This window comes from Pseudarthrobacter sp. MDT1-22 (genome assembly GCF_054511035.1).
The window spans coordinates 110,403-127,225 of record NZ_JBTNDK010000012.1; the positions used below are offsets into that span (position 1 = coordinate 110,403).

Genomic DNA, 16,823 nt, shown 5'->3' on the forward strand with positions numbered 1-16,823 from the left:
ATGTACGGCTGGATTTTCCGCCACCTGCCGGGCCCCCTCTGGCTGCGGATCCTCACGTCGCTGGTGCTCATCGCCGGCGCACTGATCCTGATGGTTCAGTTCCTGTTCCCATGGATGTCCGGGTTCACCGCATTCACCGACTCAACGATTGGTTCTGCAAGCCAGCCATGACCACAACCAAAATCCTGGTCGTAGATAACTACGACAGCTTCGTTTACACCTTGGTGGGCTACCTCCAGGAACTCGGCGCCGAGACCACCGTTGTCCGCAACGACGACGTGACCCTCGCTGAAGCCATCGAGATGGCACAAACGCGCGACGGCGTCCTCATCTCACCCGGTCCGGGTAACCCCGCCGAGGCGGGCGTGTGCATTGAGCTGATCAAGTGGTGCGGGGCGAACAACAAGCCGATGTTCGGTGTGTGCCTGGGCCATCAGGCCCTGGCCGAAGCCTATGGCGGCACAGTGACCCACGCGCCAGAGCTGATGCACGGCAAGACCTCGCTGGTGGAGCACAACGGCACCAGCGTCTTCGCCGGGCTCCCCTCCCCCGTGACAGCGACGCGCTACCACTCGCTGGCAGCGGTAAGGGACACCATCCCCGACGTCCTGGAGATCACCGCCGAGACCGCGACCGGCGTCGTGATGGGCCTGCAGCACCGCACTGCACCGCTGTGCGGGGTGCAGTTCCACCCGGAGTCGGTCCTGACCGAAGGCGGCTACCAGATGCTGGGCAACTGGCTCGAGTCCCTGGGAATGGCGGGAGCCGCCACCCGTGCCTCCACGCTGAGCCCCCTCATCCAGCACTGACCGGAACACACGCACGAACAACGCGGGGTCACTTCGCGCCCATGTTCCCCTTCGGGATGGGCGCGAAGTGGCCCCGCGTTGCTTTAAGGAGCGGGTGGAGGCCTAGCCCTTTTTAGTGGCTGAGGGCGTGGCCGTTGGCGATGGCGATGGCGGCGGGGCCGGTTCCTTGGCCACCACAATATTGATGGTCTTGCCCTGATCGACGGCGGCATTCACGGGGTCACTTTGATCCGTGACCCGGCCCGCCTCCACCTGGGAGTTCTCCACTTCCTGGACGTTGGGGACCAGGCCCAGTTCCTTCAGCGCCGTTTCCGCCTCGGCACGCGTGCGGCCGCGCAGTTCAGGCATGGACACCTTGCCGGTGGAAATCACGATCTCCACCGTGGTGCCCACCCCCACCATCTGGCCCGGTGCCGGGCTGGTGGTAATCACCCTGCCGCCGGGAACGGTGGCGCTGTTGGCTGTGGTGGTGGAAGGGGCTCCCACGAGTCCTGCCTGGCGCAGGATGTCCCGCGCCGCGGCTTCTGTCTGGCCCGGAAGGTTCTCCGGAATCTTGACGGCGCTTGGGCCTTCAGAGATATTCAGGATCACCTCCGCATTGGGGTCAAGCGAGGTTCCGGCCACCGGGTCAGTGCCGATGGCCGTCCCGCTGGGTATGGTCTCGTGCTTGTTCCGTTTGATCTGCGGCCGCAGGTTGGCACCATAAAGTTCCTGCAGGGCCGCCGACTCCGTCAGGGCCGCCACCGCCGGGACCGCCACCTTGGGCGGCGCTGGAGCTGGCTGGTTCATGATGTTGTACAGCCAGAGACCGCCGCCGCCAAGAACCAGCAGGGTGAAGATCACCAGTGTGGCAATCCACGTACGACGACGGGACTTCTGCCGGGCGGTCCGCTCGCGTTCCGGAGCGAAGCCCAAGGGCAGTTCATCGACATCCGATCTTCCCCGGGTGGCGGCCGCCATGACCGGTACGCCGTCAGTCCGGGTGTCGTCCGCGCTGCGCTGCCGGCCGGTGGGGACATCGTCCAGGAAGCCGGCTCCGGTGAGCCCGAACGCCTCTGTCACGGGCGGGCGTTCCGGCGTCGGGACGTGGTCGTTTGGATCGGTGGGGGCTTCGGTTGCGGCCAGCGCGGGCACGGACACGCCCGCCCGGGCGGCGCGCAGCGCACGCCGGAAGGCGGCCGCGTCCTGGAAACGGTCCGCCCGGTTCTTCTGCAGAGCCTTGGCCAGGACACTGTCCAGGGCGGCCGAGACCTCCGGGTTCACGCTGCTCGCGGGCTCCGGGATTTCCCTGACGTGCTGGTACGCCACGGACACGGGGCTGTCACCAATAAAGGGCGGGCGGGCGGTGAGCATTTCGTACAGCAGGCACGCTGCGGAGTAGAGGTCGCTGCGCGCATCCACTGTTTCGCCCCGGGCTTGCTCGGGCGAGAGGTACTGGGCAGTGCCCACCACGGCCTGGGTCTGCGTCATGGTGGCGGATGAATCGGCGATTGCCCGGGCAATCCCGAAGTCCATGACCTTCACGGAATTGGAGCCTTCGCAGTACATCACGTTGGCAGGTTTGATGTCCCGGTGGACGATGCCCGCTTTGTGGCTGTATTCAAGGGCAGAAAGCACGCCCAGGCAGAAGTCGATGGCCTGGTCAATGCTGACTTCCTTGGCCCGGATCAGGTCGCGGATGGTCCGGCCCTCAACAAACTCCATTACGATGTAGGGCACCCGGACACTGTCCTCCGAGCCATCCGGAACCGTATGTTCGCCCGTGTCGTAAATGGCGACGATGGACGGGTGGTTCAGCGCCGCCACGGACTGCGCTTCCCGTTTGAAGCGCGCCTGGAACTGCGGATCACGGGCCATATCCGGGCGGAGAAGCTTGATAGCAACGGTCCGGCCAAGCCGGGTATCCACTCCGCGGTGGACATCCGCCATCCCCCCGCGGCCGATGATTCCGCCGAGTTCATAGCGGCCGCTGAGGACACGCTGGTTATCCACCGGGAGGCTGTCCTCCCGGTGGAGCGGGGTGCGGGCCGAATCACTCACTGTCAATCCCGACCGCTACGGCGCGCAGGTAGGAGGCAATCCCGGCAGCTGGCCGGGGTTGCATTTGGGGAGGGTGGACGTTGGCTCAGCAGGGGCGGCCGGCGTGGATGGCGGAGCTGTCGGCGTGCTGGCCGGGACCGGGACGGCGTAGGTCACAGTCACTTCAGCCCCCTTGGGCACGGTGCCCGTGGGGTTGACCTGCAACACCGTTCCGGCGGCGGAAGTACTCTGCTGCGGGATGACCCGGACGGACAGGCCCATGGTTTCCAGCGTCCCCTGGACCTGACGGTAGTCCTTCCCGAGGTAGGCCGCCGAAATGATGTCCACGGTGCTGGGGGTGGGCGTGGGCGTGGGCGCGTCGGTGGTCCGGGTGGGGGTAGGCGTAGCGGACGCCGAGGTTTTTGACGGGCTGGCGCTGGTGGACGGCGGGTTGCTGGATGCAGAGTTAGTGGTGGTGCTGGCCGGGTTGAAAATCCCGGCCTGCGTCAGGAAGAACCCCACCAGCGCGAACAGAACCAGCACGATCAAGGCGACCAGCGGCCACGTCCAGGGGCTGCGGCCGCGACGCTCGGGCTCGTCCTCCGGTTCGTCGTCGTACTTCTCTTCCTCCTGCACCCAGCTGCGCTCCGCGGCCAGGGCGTCCGCACGCGAAAGCGTGCTCCCGGCTCCCGCGGCCGCTGCGCCGACTGCAGCGCCGCCGGCAGCGGCACCCAGCACGGGCAGGGCGGACGTCGATGTCGTGTTGCTGTCCTTCTGGGCGATGACTCCGGTGGGTGCCGTGGCAATGTCCACCGGCGCGGTAATGGGGCCCGTGGTTGCCTCGAAGAGCAGCATGCCGGGAACCGCTGCGTGCGCGGCGTCAATATCGCCGTTGCGGATGGCCTCGGCGGCTTCCGACAGCTTGATGGCGTTGGCCGGGCGGTTCTTGGGGTCCTTGGACAGCATGGACATCAGCAGCGCGCGGACCGGTTTGGGCAGGGTCTCCGGAAGCGGCGGCGGGGCGTCGTTGACCTGCGCCAGGGCAATGGCGATCTGGGATTCGCCGGAGAAGGGCCGGTGCCCGGTGAGGCACTCGTAACCGATCACGCCGAGTGAGTAGATGTCCGAGGCGCCGGTAGCGGTCTGGCCGGTGGCCTGCTCGGGGGCGAGGTACTGGGCGGTGCCCATTACCTGGCCTGTCTGTGTCAGCGGGACCTGGTCGGCCAGGCGGGCGATGCCGAAGTCGGTGACCTTGACGCGGCCGTCGGGGGTGATCAGCAGGTTACCGGGCTTGATGTCGCGGTGGACCAGCCCCTGGGCGTGGGCGACGGAAAGGGCGCGGGCGGTCTGCGCCATCATGGACAGCGTCCGGTCCGGGGACAGCACCTGCTCGTGCTCGATGATGCTGCTCAGCGGCTGGCCCGGAACGAGCTCCATGACCAGGTAGGCCGAGCCATCCTCCTCGCCGTAGTCAAAGACATTGGCGATGCCCACGTGGTTCAACAGGGCGGTGTGGCGTGCCTCGGCGCGGAACCTCTGGAGGAAACCGGGGTCACCGGTGTATTCCTCCTTGAGTACCTTGATGGCGACAATCCGGCCCAGGACCTGGTCCTTGGCCTTCCAGACCTCTCCCATCCCGCCGATCGCAATCCGCGTGGTCAGCTGGAATCTGCCGCCGAGGGTGATTCCCGTTGTAGGCCTCACTTATTCAACACCGCCTCAAAAATCTTCTTCGCGTTCGGACTGGTTAGCTGTGCGCCGGTGGTGATGTCGACGCCTTCCATGACGATGGTGACACTCACCTCCGGGTTGTTCGCCGGGGCAAACCCGGTGAACCATGAGTTGTTCAGGCCGTTGCCCAGTTCAGCGGTTCCGGTCTTGCCGGCCACTTGGACGCCGGGGACGGCCGCCCCGCGGGCTATGCCCTGGCTCACCGCACTGGTCATCCATTCGGTGATCTGGCGGGCAATTTCCGGGGTGGTGGACGTCCGGAGCGCTTCAGGCTGGGGCTCGTCAATGACCCTGAGGTCCGGGGACCGCACGGTCTTGACCAGGCTGGGGCTCATCTGGACGCCGTTGTTGGCGATGGCCGAGGTCATCAAGGCAATTTGCAGCGGAGTGGCGCGCACGTCCTTCTGGCCGATGGCGGACTGGGCCAGGCCTGGCCCGTCCATGTCATCGGGGAATCCGCTGCCCCTGGCGTAGGCGAGCTTGAGCTGGTCGCCCAGATCCTCGCCGAAGCCGAATTTTGCGGCCTGCTCGGCGATGGCGTCGCGGCCTAGGTCGAGGGCAATGCTGGCGAACGGCGTATTGCAGGATTGCTGCAGGGCGAAGGCAAAGCTGGCCTTGTCCTGGGTGTAGCAGTTGCCTCCGGCGTAGTTCGGCAGTTTGTACTGGATCCCAGGGAAGGGCATCTCGGCCGGGTTGGGGAGCACGCTGTCCTTGTTGTACTTCCCTGAGGCGAGGGCCGCGGCGGTATCCACCAGCTTGAAGACTGATCCCGGAGCGAGCAACTCGCCCGTGGGTCCGCTGACATTCTGGTTCAGGTTGATGCCGGGGACCTTGACCAGCTCGTTGATGTTGGTGGTTTCGGCGTTGGGGTCCTGGGTGGCGATCAGGTTGGGGTCATAGGACGGCTTGGACACTATGGCCAGGATGGCGCCGGTCTTGGGGTTGGTGACCACAATGGATCCCCGCTGGCCGTCCGGGATGAGGTCGTAGGCGAGCTTCTGGATGGCGGGATCGATGGTGAGTTCCGCCGAGGCGCCCTTCGGCTGGTTGCCCAGGAAGAGCTGGCCGATCCGGTCGAAGAACTGCTGGTCGGAGCTGCCGGCCAACTGGGCGTTCATGGCAACTTCCAGGCCGGTGGCACCGTAGTTCTTCGAGAAGTAGCCCGTGATGCCTGCATAGAGTGCTGGCTGCGCGTAGGTCCGCTGGAACTGGCAGACCTCCGAGGTGCCTTCCACCGATTCGGCCACCGGCTCCCCGCCCACGATGATGGCGCCGCGGTCGTTGCAGTAATTCTGCAGAATGGCCCGCTGGTTCAGGGGGTTGCCCTTGAGGTCATCGGCACCGACCACCTGGACGAAGCTGATGGCGCCGAAGATCAGGGCAAACATGGCGATCGCTGCCACCCAGGAATTACGGATTGCTTGGTTCACGCTCGTTTCACCGCCTCGGTGGGAGTATCAATTCCTGCAGGTTCCGCAGCGCCGCCGGGAGGAAGTGGTGTGGTGTCCACCGGTCCCCGCGCCGTATGGGAGATCAGCAGGAGCAGGCCAACGATGATCCAGTTGGCCAGCAGCGACGAACCGCCGGCGGCAAGGAACGGCGTGGTCAAGCCGGTCAGCGGGATCAGTCGTGTGACTCCGCCGATCACCACGAAGCACTGAAGGGCGATGGCGAAGGAAAGTCCGCAGGCCAGCAGTTTCCCGAAGGCATCCCGGGTGCCCAGTGCTGCCCGGAACCCTCGCGTGAACAGCATGACGTACATCAGCACTACGGCGAACAGTCCGATCAGGCCCAGCTCCTCGCCGATGGACGCGATGATCATGTCGCTGTTGGCGAAGGGGACCAGGTCCGGCCGGCCCTGGCCCAGGCCGGTACCCACCAGGCCGCCGTTGGCCATGCCGAAGAGTCCCTCGATGACTTGCCGGCTGCCGGTCTCGTACACGTCTGGGCTGAAGGCGTTCAGCCAGCCATAGATGCGGACTTCGACATGGGAAAACACCTGGGCTGCCACGAAGCCGCCGCCCAGGATGAGGCCCAAGCCGATAACCACCCAGCTGATACGGCTGGTGGCCACGTAGATCATCACGATGAACAGGCCGAAGAACAGCACGGAAGACCCGAGGTCGCGCTGGAAGATCAACACGCCGATGCTCACCAGCCAGGCGGTGATCATGGGCCCCATGTCCTTGAACCGGGGGAACTGCAGCGGGCCGATCTTGCGGCCAGCCAGCAGAATGAGGTCGCGGTTGGAGGAAAGATAACCGGCGAAGAATATAGCCAGGGTGATCTTGGCGATCTCACCCGGCTGGAATGTCATGGGACCCACCCGGATCCAGACCCGGGCGCCCAGGATTTCGCCGGCCGAGATGCCGGGCACCAGTGGAAGAATCAGCAGGAGCGCGCTCACAGCCAGCGAGATGTAGGTGAAGCGACGGAGGACCCGGTGGTCCTTGAGGAACCAGATCACGCCGATGGCCACGGCCATGGCGATCAGGGTCCAGCGCAGCTGGTTGTTGCCGGTGTCCTCCCCGGGGGCGTCGAGGCGGTGGATCATCGCGAGACCCAGGCCGTTGAGTGCCACCACCAAGGGAAGTATCACCGGATCGGCATATTTAGCCCGGATCCGCAGGACAACGTGGAAGACCAGGGCGGCCACAGCGAGGAGGCTGGACTGGAACCAGAAATCGGAGTCGAACGCCTTCGCCTGGTCAACGCCCACCAGCATGTTGGCGCCGATGCCCACAGACAGGGCGAGGATCAGCAGCAACAGTTCCACGTTGCGCCGGGGCTTGGGGATGGTGCTGAGCTGGCTCACTGGCCCCCCTCACAGGCGGTAGTGGGGGTGGGTGAGGCGGCAGGGGCCGGCGCTGCCGCAGGAGCGGACGGGTCCGGCGACGGGACAGGTGCGGTGGGTGTTGCAGCCGGCGCAGTTGTTGGGGCCGGAGTGGGCGAGGGGGTCAGGCACTCATCCGGCGGAGCAATGGTGCCGGTGCCTTCGAGGTTCTTCACGATCCGCTGGGCGTCGTAGAGGTCACGCGCGGGAACTGTCTGCCGGACGCGCTGCTGGGAGAACTGGGGCAAGGAATCCATCCGGATCTCTGTTACGGCTTCGAGGGTTGAAAGCTGAATGGGACCAAGCCGCTGCGACACACCGTTGTAGATGGCCACGCGGGAATCGTATTCCCCGATGTAGTAGCGGGTCTGGGTCCAGGCGTAGCCGAGCCAGAGGCCCACGGTCAGCACCACCAGCACGGACGCGGCGATGGATAAAGTGACCCAGCGGCGGGGTTTGGGCTGTCCCAGGAGGTCATCCGCCTCCGCAACGGGGGCGTCGGCCTTGTGCGTCAGGACGGTGGCGGCCCGCCGGGCCACGGTGCGGCCGGCGATGGTGGGAATGGAGCCGGACTCGGCCGCAGTGGCCGCAGCACCGACGAGTTCGTGCGGGCGCGATGCGAGTTCCTGCCGCAGCACTTCGGCCGAAAGGTGCTCGCCGAGATGAGGGTCGGTGGAGGGCGGGGGTTCCTTTGCGGCTGGCTTTTCGGGGGCTTTGTCGGCGGCGGGCTTTTTGTCGTCGGCCGCCTCGGGGTCCGGTGAAGCGCTGGCGGCCTCGCCGCCCGCGGCGAGGGCTTCGGTGAGCAGCTGTGAAGGGATGATGTCGACGGCGGCGGTACTGACGTCGTCGGACGTTTCCTCGGTGATTTCCACCATGACCACGGTGACGTTGTCCGGTGAGCCGGCTTCCAGCGTCAGGTTAATCAGGGTTTCGACGCACTCACGCAGATCTTTTGTCTCGCGGACGGTCCGTTCCACCACATGTCCGGCCACATAGTTGAGCCCGTCCGAGCACAGCAACCAGCGCTCCCCGGGTTTGACGTCCAGGGTGTCCAGATCCAGCTCGGGGCTGGCGTCGACGTCGCCTAGAACGCGCATGAGGACGTTTTTGTGCGGGTGGGTTTCGGCCTCTTCGGGCCGGAGCCGGCCCTCATCGATCAGCCGCTGGACGAACGTGTGGTCCACGCTGACCTGTTCAAACTCGCCATCACGCAGGCGGTACGCCCGGGAGTCGCCGATATGCGCGAAGTGCAGCTTGCCCTCGGCGAGCAGCAGGGATGTGACGGTGGTGCCCATGCCGGCGAGCTTGGGGTTGATATGCACCAGCTCGGATAGCAGGGAGTTGGCCGTCTGGATCTCGTCGGCGAGGACCGTGCCGGCGTCGCCGTCGTAGTCGCCGTGGTCCAGATGCAGCATGTCCAGCACGGTGGCGGCGGAGGCAACATCGCCGCCCGCGTGGCCACCCATGCCGTCCGCGACCACTGCCAAATGGCGGCCGACGTACGCCGAGTCATCATTCTTGGCCCGGATGCGTCCCACATCCGAGCGCGCGGCATAGCGCATGATGAGGGGCCGCTGGACGGGTGTGGCCCCGCCGGCGGGAATGTCAGCGGCCATGGCTACGGCCTCAATTCGATGACCGTCTTGCCGATCCTCACGGGTACACCAAGCTCAACGGGCAGAGCCCGGGTAAGTTGCTGGTCGGCCAAGTAGGTGCCGTTGGTGGAGCCAAGGTCCTCGATGAACCATCGACTGCCTTGCGGGAACAACCGCGCGTGGCGGCCGGAGGCGTAGTCGTCCTCAAGTACCAGTGTGGCTTCCTGAGCGCGGCCCAACAGGATGGGGCTGGCGGCCAGGGGGATGGTGGTTCCCTTGAGCGGACCTTCGGTGACCACCAGTTGGTGGGCCTGCTGCTTGAGCGGCTGCGGCGGAGCCTCGGCCAGTTCCGGGTTTTTGCGGACCTGACGGGCGGTGGGGGTGCCTGCGGCGGCTTTGCGGCCCACCATCAGGTCCCTGCGCATGGCCGAAACGATGCTGAAGACGAGGACCCAGAGCAGGATCAGGAACCCAAACCGCAGGGCAGTGATGGTCAGGTCACTCATGGGCGGCCCCCAGGGTTGGCGGGAAGCAGGCGGAAGATGATCTTTGTCCGTCCCATCGTGATGGTGGAGCCGTCGGTCAGTTCGGTGCTGCCTGCCAGTTTATGGCCGTTGACGTAGCTGCCGTTAGTGGAGCCGAGGTCCACAGCGCTGGTGACGCCGCTGGCGGTGCGGATCTCGAGGTGGCGGCGCGAGACGCCGGTGTCGTCAATCAGGATGTCGGCCTCGGAGGACCGGCCCAGGACGACGGAGGGGGCATTAAGCGAGTAGCGCTGGCCGTCGATGTCCAGGACGGGCTGCAGCCGTACGGGCGGGCGGCTGGGGGCTGCGGGCATGTTGGGCCTGGCCGAGGAGACTCCGGGGCCGGCTTTGGACTTCTCAGTGGAGGAGACGATCTCGAAGTTGCCAGCGCGAAGATCCTCGGACCGGCGGAAAGAGATCCGCACCGAGCCCTGGAGGGTGTAGCCCTGGCTCCGGACGTGGTTGATGACGACGTCGCAGAGTTCTTCGGCCAGCGGCGTGCCCCAGTCCTGAGCCCTCCTGAAGTCGTCATCACTGAGTTGGACGTCGAAGACATTGGGGGCCAGTGTGCGGCCGGCGGCGATGGTGAGGGCTTTGTTGTCCACCTCGCGGCGGAGCCGGCTGGCGATTTCCACAGGTTCAACCTGGGCGCGCGAACCGGTGGAGAAGACACCGCGGACGGCTTTTTCGATGCCGCGCTCGACCTTGTCCAGCAATCCCATGGTCCTTCTCCTTTCCCCCCGGCAGCGGGGCAGTTTTCGTTCCGGAACTCAGCCAACAATGCTGTTCAGAACCCAGCAGCCTGCCTGGCAGTGGCAGGCACTACTACATCAGATACTACTGGGCAGGCCTGTGAATGACCTTAATCCACAACGGCCAGGCCCCCGGAAAAGTTCGCTAGGGGTTCCATGCCGGCCCCCTCCCGGCGGGGAATTTGACCCCTCCCGAGGCTCAATTGGTGTTTTGCCGCCGATGTCCGTTATGCTTGATCTCGCTGCTTTTACAAGGTTGCGGATCCGGGAAACCGGCCGTAATTCATGGAAAAAGAAGTTGCGCGCGAGTGGCGGAACGGCAGACGCGCTGGCTTCAGGTGCCAGTGTCCGAAAGGGCGTGGGGGTTCAAATCCCCCCTCGCGCACGCAATCAAGGGAACCCCGGTCTTCGGACCGGGGTTCCTTTCTTTAACGCCGGGGCGGTCCTTAACGCTGGGCCCCGAATCCGGCATGCCGCGGGCGTAACTGTGGGTATAGCATGCGAGTGACCCCCGCTGGATCATGCGGCCGGAGGACTGCTCATGCTGACATTGGGCGCAATTGATATGGAAATGCTGCAACTCGCCCTCGATTCCTCGTCCGACTGGGATTCCAGGTACTGGTTCGACCCCCGCACGGGAGAGACCAGCCTCTGGCTGAGGGACTCGCTTGACGAAGCCGAAGAGTCCGAGGAAGACCTCGAAGCACGCGGCGCCATCCTTGTGGAACCGATAAGACCGTATGAGGCCTACCGCGACATGGAATCGTTCATCGCGGATGTGCGGGATGAACGCGCCAAGGACCTGCTCTGGCGCGCAATAGACGGCAAGGGAGCATTCCGGCGTTTCAGGAACACGCTCGCAGAGTTCCCCGAGCTTCAGACCCTATGGTTCTCATTCCATAACCGAGCCATGCGGCGCCGCGCCATAGAGTGGTTGGCGGAATCTGGTGTGGTGGAACAGGATGAGGCTGAGAAAGCCCTGCGCCTACTCGCGTAACGCCCCGAAGCCCGCAATAAGGGCCTCAAGCCCCAGGCTGAACGCCACGTCTGCAGGTTTCTCGTGCCCCAGCGCGGCCAGGCTCCGGACGGCACCCGTAAAGCTCGGCGTCGATTCCGCCATGCTGCCGGAATCGAAAATGTCGGCTGGGGCCGTGACGTCGTAGGCGGATCCGAAGATGAAGGATTCCAGGGCCACGATGGCGGACACGATCCGCTCCTCCGGGAATCCGGCCGCCCGGAAGCCGGCACTGACGGTCTCATACATGGCGAGGGTCTGCGGTGCGTCAGTCACGGGAAGTACTGCGATGACGGGAATCAGGGGCGTGTGCTCCGCGAAGACGTCCCGGTAACTCCAGGCCCACTTCCGCACGGCGGACTCCCAAGGTTCCGCCGCGAATGCGGTCACATCCACCAGGGCAGTCAAATGGTCTTCCACGAGGAGGAGCACGTCCCGCTTGGATTCCACATGGTTATAAAGGGCCGACGGCGCCACGTGCAGTGAGCGGGCCAGTGCGGCCATGGTGAGACCGTCGTAGCCGTCCTTGCCGATGAGCCGCAGGGCTGCTGCCGTGATGCCCGCCTGGTCCAGGACAGCCGCGGCGGGCCGCCCCACGCGGCGCCGCGCCCCACCGGTTTGCGGCACGGGTTCGCGTTCCGTGGCAGTTCGTGAAGCGGCTGGTGATGCCGGCATTGCTGGCCTTTCTGCGGGCAGATGTCTCCAGCATTATTCCACCCGGCTCTTCCTTGCGGACCGCAAAACAGCTATAGTTCTAATAAATGAATGGCATTCATTTAGTGGTTCGTGTCGCTCGACCGGCCATAGAGAGGACATCATGCTGAATCTTGACCGTGACGTTGTGATCGTTGGCGCTGGACCCTCCGGGCTCACTGCTGCCCGCGAGCTGAGGAAGGCCGGCCTCAGCGTGGCAGTGCTGGAAGCACGGGACCGCGTGGGCGGCCGAACCTGGACCGACACCATTGACGGGGCCATGCTGGAAATCGGCGGCCAGTGGGTCTCCCCGGATCAGACCGTACTGCTGGAGCTCCTGGACGAGCTCGGCCTGAAGACATACTCCCGCTACCGGGAGGGCGAGTCCGTCTACGTCGGCGCCGACGGGAAGAAAACCCGCTACACCGGTGATTCCTTCCCGGTGAGCGCAGCCACCGGGGCGGAAATGGACAAGCTGATCGGCATTCTGGACGGCCTCGCCGCGGAAATCGGCGCCACCGAGCCGTGGGCCCATCCCAAGGCCCGTGAGCTGGACACCATCTCCTTCCACCACTGGCTGCGCCGGAACTCCGCCGACGAGGAGGCCTGCAACAACATTGGCCTGTTCATCGCCGGAGGCATGCTCACCAAGCCCGCGCTCGCGTTTTCGGCACTGCAGGCGGTCCTGATGGCAGCGTCCGCCGGGTCCTTCAGCCACCTCACCGACGAGGACTTCATCCTGGACAAGCGGGTCATAGGCGGGATGCAGCAGGTGTCCCTGCTGCAGGCAGCGGAACTGGGTGCCGACGTCGTACTTAACAGTCCGGTGCGCACGGTCCGCTGGGAGGATGCCGGAGAAGGCGGACACCGCGTCAGCGTTGTTTCGGAGCGCGCCACCGTGAATGCGCGTTTTGTGATCATGGCGGTGCCACCGAACCTTTACTCACGCGTCTCTTTTGACCCGCCGCTTCCGCGGCGGCAGCACCAGATGCACCAGCACCAGTCGCTGGGCCTGGTGATCAAGGTCCACGCCGTTTACAGCACGCCGTTCTGGCGTGAAGACGGACTCTCCGGAACGGGTTTCGGTGCCGGTTCGCTGGTCCAGGAGGTCTACGACAACACCAACCACGGTGATTCACGGGGAACCCTGGTGGGCTTCGTCTCGGATGAAAAGGCCGACGCCGTCTTCGAGCTGACTGCCGAGGACCGCCGCCGCGCCATCCTGGAATCGATTGCCGGGTTCCTGGGGGACAAGGCCCTGGAACCCGAGGTCTACTACGAATCCGACTGGGGCTCCGAGGAATGGACCCGGGGCGCGTACGCGGCCAGCTACGATCTGGGCGGCCTGCACCGTTACGGCAAGGACCAGCACACTCCTGTGGGCCCGATCTACTGGTGCTCCTCGGACCTCGCCGCCGAAGGCTACCAGCACGTTGACGGAGCCGTCCGCATGGGCCAGCGCACAGCGGCGCGAATCGTGGACGCGGCGGGCACTTCCCATGCGACAAACGAGGCAGCCGCCGCCGTTGGCTGAGCGCACCAGCTCCAACCCATTCAGCGTCGAATGAAAGAGAGGCACGGCCATGAGTCCCAAAGAAGTGACAGCACAGCCACCCCGCGCCCCGGGCAATGGCCTGGCTGAAAAGGGCCTGAGCGGGAAGGGCCTGAAGGCGGGCGCGGTGGGATTGCTGGGCGCCGTCGTCATCGGTGTCTCCTGCATCGCGCCGGCGTACACGCTGACCGCGGCGCTGGGGCCAACGGTTTCGGAAGTGGGGGTTCAGCTGCCGGCGATCTTCCTGGTGGGCTTTATCCCCATGATCCTGGTGGCGTTCGGCTACCGCGAACTGAACAATGCCATGCCCGACGCCGGCACCTCGTTCACGTGGGCATCGCGCGCCTTTGGTCCGTGGATCGGCTGGATGGGTGGCTGGGGGCTGATTGCGGCCACCATCATTGTGCTGTCCAACCTGGCGGCCGTCGCCGTGGACTTTTTCTACCTCATGCTGGCCCAGCTTTTCGGCAACCCGGAATTGGGCGAGCTGAGCAAGAACCTTCCGCTGAACATCGCCACCACCCTGGTGTTCATCGCCCTGGCTTGCTGGATTTCCTATCGGGGCATGGAAGCCACGAAGGGCGTGCAGTATGTATTGGTGGCGTTCCAGTTGCTGGTGCTGGGCTGGTTTGCTGTAGCTGCCTTCAGTCACGTGGCCAACGGCTCGGCGTTTGATGCGACTGCCATTTCGCCCGACTGGTTTAACCCATTCGCGGTCGGATCCTTCTCAGCCTTTGCTGCCGGGGTTTCCCTCTCCATCTTCATTTACTGGGGCTGGGACGTCACGCTGACCATGAACGAGGAAACCAAGAATCCGGAGAAGACTCCGGGACGGGCGGCAACCGTCACCGTGGTGGTGATTGTCGCGATCTACATGACCGTCGCGCTGGCCACCCTGTCCTTCGCAGGGGTGGGCGAAACCGGCCTCGGTGCCGGGAATCCGGACAACCAGTCGAGCATCTTTGCTGTTCTGTCCGGGCCGGTGATGGGACCGTTCGCCATCCTGATGTCCCTCGCCATCCTGAGCAGTTCGGCGGCCTCGCTGCAGTCCACGTTTGTGTCTCCGGCGCGGACCATGCTGTCGATGGGCCACTACAAAGCACTCCCGGGACGCTTCGGCAAGGTCAGCCCGCGCTTCAAGTCCCCGAGCTACGCCACGATCGCGGCGGGCCTTGCCGCAGCGGCCTTCTACGTCATCACCCGGACCACCTCGGAGAACGCGCTCTGGGACACCATCACGGCGCTGGGCATGATGATCTGCTTCTACTACGGCATCACAGCGCTGGCATGCGTCTGGTTCTTCCGGGCCCAGGCGTTCAGCAATGGCCGCGCCTTCTTCTTCAAGTTCCTGGCGCCGCTGCTGGGTGGAGTCATCCTGCTGGTGATGTTCTTCAAGACCGCCGCCGATTCCATGGACCCCGAGTACGGCTCCGGATCATCGGTGGGCGGGCTGGGGATGGTGTTCATCCTGGGCATGGGCGTGATCCTGCTGGGCGTGGTGATCATGCTGGTGATGTCCCGGCTGCGGCCCGAGTTCTTCAAGGGGCAGGTGCTGGCACGCGGGAACTGAGTGTCGCTGAGTGGCACTGCGCATTCGCTGCCCTGAACCGCATGAGCTGCCCTGCCCCGCAACGCTTGTGCAGGGCAGGGCACCCTGGGCTTAGCGGACTGCAGCGACAGGCTCCAGGGCCGCCTCGGATTCGGAAATCTCGGCTGGCTGCTCCGGCCTCGGTGTGCTGCGGCGTTCCTTCAGGAAATAGACCAGCCCGGCGGCCAGCGTGGACGCCGCGGCCAAGGCAAAGAGGCCGGGGACAACGCTGCCGGTGCTCTCCTTGATGAGGCCGAATCCGAACGGGGCGACAAAGCCGCCGAGGTTGCCTAGGGAGTTTATGATTGCGATGGCCGGGGCGAGGACCATCGGGTGGAGTCCGGACTGCGGGATGGTCCAGAACAGTGGCGAGGCGCTCTTGAAGCCCATGGCGGCAATGGCCAGGAAAACCAGCGCCAGGACCGGCGTGGCGACGGCAGCGGCCAGCGTGCCCACGGCGGCGACCAGGAGTGCCACCACCAGCAGCGGGCGCTTGGACTTCGCCTTGTCCTGCATTTTGGCGGCGAAATACATCGCGACGACGGCGCACACCCACGGGATGGCGGACAGGAAGCCGACGCTCAGGTCCGTGGTGTCGGGAATCTGCTTCACGATGGTGGGAAGCCAGAACGTGTTGGCATAAATGGAGAGCTGGATGGAGAAGTAGATGCCGCAGAGCAGCAGGATCTGCGGGTTCAACAGCATCTTCCAGCGGTTGACCTTCCCGTCGGAGGTTGTGGCGTGCAGGGCGTCCTCCGCCGCGATGGCGTCGACAAGGGCTGTCTTTTCACCGGCTGAGAGCCATTTCGCGTCCTGGATCTTCGCATCCAGCAGGAAGAAGACCACAATGCCGACCACCACGGAGAGCAGGCCTTCGAAGCCGAACAGCCACTGCCAGCCGCGGATGCCCACGAAATCATGAAGGCTGAGGAGAATTCCGGCGATGGGACCGGAGAGTGCTGCGGCAATGGACGAGCCGGCGATGAAGATGGCCGTCGCCTTGCCGCGCTGGCCCGCGGGAACCCAGCGGGCGAAGTAGAAGATGACGGCCGGGAAGAACCCGGCTTCGGCGGCGCCGAGCAGGAACCGAAGCACGTAGAACATCATTTCGTTCTGGACAAAGGCCATCAGGAACGAGACGATGCCCCAGCTGACCATGATGCGGGCCAGCCACACCTTGGCGCCGAACTTCTCCATCATCACGTTGCTGGGAAGTTCGAAGATGGCGTAGGCGATGAAGAACAGCCCTGCCCCGAAGCCGTAGGCCGCAGCTCCGATGCCGACGTCGGCCTCAAGATGCTCGTGGGCGTAGCCGATACTGGAGCGGTTGAGTTGGTTGCACACCAGCATGATGAGCATAATGGGCAGAACCCGCTTGAAAAACTTCTTCGTGGCGATGGCCACATCCGTGACAGCGGTGTCTACAGACTGCATGCGTATTCCTTCGAATTGGTGCGGCGGGGTCCGGGGACCCGGGTGCCGGCGCTGTTGTTCGCGCCACAACGAGTTGAACCACTTTATTCAGGAATTCCGATGCCCGTCCAACACGAATAGTGCATTGTTTGATGCTGTAAGGCATTGCATCAGGCGAGGACGCAACACCCTAGGCGCAATGCCGTTCGGTTAGTCGTCTGGGTCGGGTGTCAAGATTCTCGTGGTGAGTGTCGCGGGGTAGGTTCGGCGGTCGATGGCACGGCCTTTGGCCCGGTATT

Annotated in this window: 14 protein-coding genes and 1 tRNA gene; 6 read left to right on the forward strand and 9 right to left on the reverse strand. The window is 64.9% G+C overall.

Annotation, left to right across the window (positions count from 1 at the left end):
- Complete coding sequence (locus ACX80M_RS11605; RefSeq protein ID WP_167349826.1) at positions 1-171, forward strand: hypothetical protein; 171 nt, start codon at positions 1-3, stop codon at positions 169-171.
- Positions 168-809: an aminodeoxychorismate/anthranilate synthase component II gene (locus ACX80M_RS11610; protein WP_459309720.1), complete on the forward strand. Its 642-nt coding sequence runs from the start codon at positions 168-170 to the stop codon at positions 807-809. Before ACX80M_RS11605 ends, ACX80M_RS11610 begins: the two co-directional genes overlap by 4 nt.
- Before the next feature lie 102 nt (positions 810-911).
- Here ACX80M_RS11610 and pknB read toward each other — a convergent pair whose 3' ends face one another.
- From pknB to ACX80M_RS11645, 7 genes are read right to left on the reverse strand one after another with little or no spacing between them, the layout of a single operon-like run.
- Positions 912-2,849 carry a Stk1 family PASTA domain-containing Ser/Thr kinase gene (pknB, locus tag ACX80M_RS11615; protein WP_459309722.1) on the reverse strand — a complete coding sequence of 646 codons (1,938 nt, stop codon included), beginning with the start codon at positions 2,847-2,849 and terminating at the stop codon, positions 912-914.
- A gap of 15 nt (positions 2,850-2,864) precedes the next feature.
- Positions 2,865-4,532: a protein kinase domain-containing protein gene (locus ACX80M_RS11620; protein WP_252600927.1), complete on the reverse strand. Its 1,668-nt coding sequence runs from the start codon at positions 4,530-4,532 to the stop codon at positions 2,865-2,867.
- On the reverse strand, positions 4,529-5,989 hold the full coding sequence (locus ACX80M_RS11625; RefSeq protein ID WP_252600929.1) for a penicillin-binding transpeptidase domain-containing protein: 1,461 nt from the start codon (positions 5,987-5,989) through the stop codon (positions 4,529-4,531). Before ACX80M_RS11625 ends, ACX80M_RS11620 begins: the two co-directional genes overlap by 4 nt.
- On the reverse strand, positions 5,986-7,374 hold the full coding sequence (locus tag ACX80M_RS11630; protein ID WP_252600931.1) for an FtsW/RodA/SpoVE family cell cycle protein: 1,389 nt from the start codon (positions 7,372-7,374) through the stop codon (positions 5,986-5,988). The genes ACX80M_RS11625 and ACX80M_RS11630 overlap by 4 nt, the downstream gene beginning before the upstream one ends.
- Positions 7,371-9,008 (reverse strand): PP2C family protein-serine/threonine phosphatase, encoded by a 1,638-nt coding sequence (locus tag ACX80M_RS11635; protein ID WP_252614796.1) that lies wholly within the window; start codon positions 9,006-9,008, stop codon positions 7,371-7,373. Before ACX80M_RS11635 ends, ACX80M_RS11630 begins: the two co-directional genes overlap by 4 nt.
- Before the next feature lie 2 nt (positions 9,009-9,010).
- Complete coding sequence (locus tag ACX80M_RS11640; RefSeq protein ID WP_252600935.1) at positions 9,011-9,493, reverse strand: FHA domain-containing protein FhaB/FipA; 483 nt, start codon at positions 9,491-9,493, stop codon at positions 9,011-9,013.
- Positions 9,490-10,233: an FhaA domain-containing protein gene (locus tag ACX80M_RS11645; RefSeq protein WP_252600938.1), complete on the reverse strand. Its 744-nt coding sequence runs from the start codon at positions 10,231-10,233 to the stop codon at positions 9,490-9,492. Before ACX80M_RS11645 ends, ACX80M_RS11640 begins: the two co-directional genes overlap by 4 nt.
- A gap of 332 nt (positions 10,234-10,565) precedes the next feature.
- Between ACX80M_RS11645 and ACX80M_RS11650 the strand changes: the two genes are divergently transcribed.
- Together ACX80M_RS11650 and ACX80M_RS11655 are read left to right on the forward strand one after the other, a co-directional pair.
- Positions 10,566-10,648, forward strand: a tRNA-Leu gene (locus tag ACX80M_RS11650).
- 156 nt (positions 10,649-10,804) lie between these two features.
- Positions 10,805-11,260 carry a UPF0158 family protein gene (locus ACX80M_RS11655; RefSeq protein ID WP_459309725.1) on the forward strand — a complete coding sequence of 152 codons (456 nt, stop codon included), beginning with the start codon at positions 10,805-10,807 and terminating at the stop codon, positions 11,258-11,260.
- On the opposite strand, the gene ACX80M_RS11660 is transcribed toward ACX80M_RS11655, so the two are convergent.
- Positions 11,249-11,953: a TetR/AcrR family transcriptional regulator gene (locus ACX80M_RS11660; protein ID WP_252600944.1), complete on the reverse strand. Its 705-nt coding sequence runs from the start codon at positions 11,951-11,953 to the stop codon at positions 11,249-11,251. The genes ACX80M_RS11655 and ACX80M_RS11660 overlap by 12 nt on opposite strands.
- Positions 11,954-12,095: 142 nt before the next feature.
- Between ACX80M_RS11660 and ACX80M_RS11665 the strand changes: the two genes are divergently transcribed.
- Together ACX80M_RS11665 and ACX80M_RS11670 are read left to right on the forward strand one after the other, a co-directional pair.
- A complete protein-coding gene (locus tag ACX80M_RS11665; RefSeq protein ID WP_252600947.1) occupies positions 12,096-13,505 on the forward strand; it encodes a flavin monoamine oxidase family protein in 1,410 nt (469 codons plus the stop codon).
- A 49-nt stretch (positions 13,506-13,554) separates the two neighbouring features.
- Positions 13,555-15,093, forward strand: coding sequence for an APC family permease (locus ACX80M_RS11670; RefSeq protein WP_459309728.1), 1,539 nt, complete (start codon positions 13,555-13,557; stop codon positions 15,091-15,093).
- 90 nt (positions 15,094-15,183) lie between these two features.
- On the opposite strand, the gene ACX80M_RS11675 is transcribed toward ACX80M_RS11670, so the two are convergent.
- Positions 15,184-16,545 carry an MFS transporter gene (locus tag ACX80M_RS11675; RefSeq protein ID WP_459309730.1) on the reverse strand — a complete coding sequence of 454 codons (1,362 nt, stop codon included), beginning with the start codon at positions 16,543-16,545 and terminating at the stop codon, positions 15,184-15,186.
- Positions 16,546-16,823 lie beyond the last annotated feature (278 nt).